Genomic DNA, 1725 nt, shown 5'->3' with positions numbered 1-1725 from the left:
CGCCCCGCACAGGAAACACGGCCAGTACGGAAACGGACCATGAGCGACGAGTATCCCCTGATCACCACCCCCATCACCGCCGACCTGGTGCGCGGAGCCGTGGAGTTGGAACGCACCGAACGCGGGGTGCTGCCGCACCGGCTGCCCGCCGCCGCCCGTGCCCGGGGCGCCGACGGGCAGTTGTTGATGGCGGAGTCCCAACCCTCCGGGGTACGGCTGGTGTTCCGCACCCGGGCGAGCACCGTGGAGCTGGACGCGCTGCCCACCAGGCGGGCGTACCGGGGGGTCCCGCCCCGCCCGGACGGCGTGTACGACCTGCTGGTCGACGGCCGCCTCACCGCCCGGGGAAGCGTCGCCGGCGGGAACGTCCTGATCCTCGACACGGTCACCGGGGCCACCGAACCCGAGTTCGAGCCCGGGCCGGTCGGCACGCTGCGCTTCACCGACCTGCCCGACGGGGTCAAGGACATCGAGCTGTGGCTCCCGTTCAACGAGATCACCGAGCTGGTGGCCCTGCGCACCGACGCCCCCGTGGAGCCGCTCCCGGACCGGGGGCGCCGGGTGTGGCTGCACCACGGCAGCTCGATCAGCCAGGGTTCCGACGCGGCGGGCCCCACCACCACCTGGCCCGCCCTCGCCGCCGCCCGGGGCGGGGTGGAGCTGATCAACCTCGGCTTCGGCGGGGGCGCGCTGCTCGACCCGTTCACCGCCCGCACGATGCGGGACCTCCCGGCTGACCTGGTCAGCCTCAAGGTGGGCATCAACCCGGTCAACACCGACCTGATGCGGCTGCGTGCCTTCATCCCGGCGGTGCACGGCTTCCTCGACACCATCCGCGACGGGCACCCCACCACGCCGCTCCTGGTCGTCTCCCCCGTCCTGTGCCCCATCCACGAGGACACGCCCGGCCCCTCGGCCTTCGACGAGGCCGCGTTCGCCGTCGGCAGGGTGCGCATGCGCGCCACGGGGGACCCGGCCGAGCGCGCCGCCGGGAAGCTGACGCTGAACGTCATCCGCGAGGAGCTGTCCCGGATCGTCGAGCGGCGTGCGGCCGAGGACCCGAACCTGCACCATCTCGACGGTCGCCTGCTCTACGGGGCGGACGATGTCGCCGAACTCCCGCTGCCCGACGAACTCCACCCCGACGCGGCCACCCATCGCCGCATGGGCGAGCGCTTCGCCGACCTGGTCTTCACCGGCGACGGCCCCTTCGCGCCATCCAGGGGCCGGTTGCCCCGGTGATCGCCCCTTCGCCGGGGCCTCTCCTCGGGTCCTCGGGCGTCGTCGGGAGAGAGGCCTGGAGTCGGGGGCGATCCAATGCGGTGAATGCGCCCCGGTGCCCCGGGATCCCCGGGGCGTGCGCCTCCCGGGGGGATCGGGCCGCGCCATGGTGGGCACGGTGCCGGGGAGAGGCGGATGGAGTGGGCGAACAGCCGGGATGCGGCGCGAAGACGAAGGCGGGGAGTCGCTGTCGGAAGCCGGCGATGAAGGGGACGTCGCGGTGCGAGCTGCACCAGGGGGAGTGGACGTCCTACACCGTCAACCGGCGAAGAGGGAGGCCGAGGGGAAGCCACGGGCACGCCGGAAGCGTTGAGCGCGCCGGGGAGCGTCCCTATTCCTTTCCGGGGGGCGGCCGGCCCCCGGCGGTCCGCTCACCGCGAGGCGATGTCCTCGAGGTTGGACGACCCCTCAGCCCTTCCCCGGGCGGTGGGGGAGGAGCAGGAG

The 1725-nt window shown here is 73.7% G+C and carries 2 protein-coding genes; both read left to right on the top strand.

Annotated features, from left to right (window positions below; genetic code table 11):
• The first annotated feature begins 39 nt into the window (after positions 1–39).
• The gene (locus tag FNQ90_RS22100; RefSeq protein ID WP_182607961.1) at positions 40–1242 is read left to right on the top strand and encodes a GDSL-type esterase/lipase family protein; all 1203 of its coding nucleotides are present in this window, start codon (positions 40–42) and stop codon (positions 1240–1242) included.
• Positions 1239–1725: HGGxSTG domain-containing protein (locus tag FNQ90_RS28545; protein WP_323380120.1), on the top strand; the 487-nt coding region annotated here is incomplete at its 3' end. The genes FNQ90_RS22100 and FNQ90_RS28545, both read left to right, overlap by 4 nt.

This window comes from Streptomyces alkaliphilus (assembly GCF_014141535.1).
In the GTDB taxonomy this organism is placed as follows: domain Bacteria; phylum Actinomycetota; class Actinomycetes; order Streptomycetales; family Streptomycetaceae; genus Streptomyces; species Streptomyces alkaliphilus.
This window is presented reverse-complemented; position numbering and strand designations above follow the sequence as displayed.

Coding starts and splice junctions, on each gene's coding strand:
- FNQ90_RS22100 (WP_182607961.1), top strand. CDS start 40: ATGAGCGACGAGTATCCCCTGATCACCACCCCCATCACCGCCGACCTG.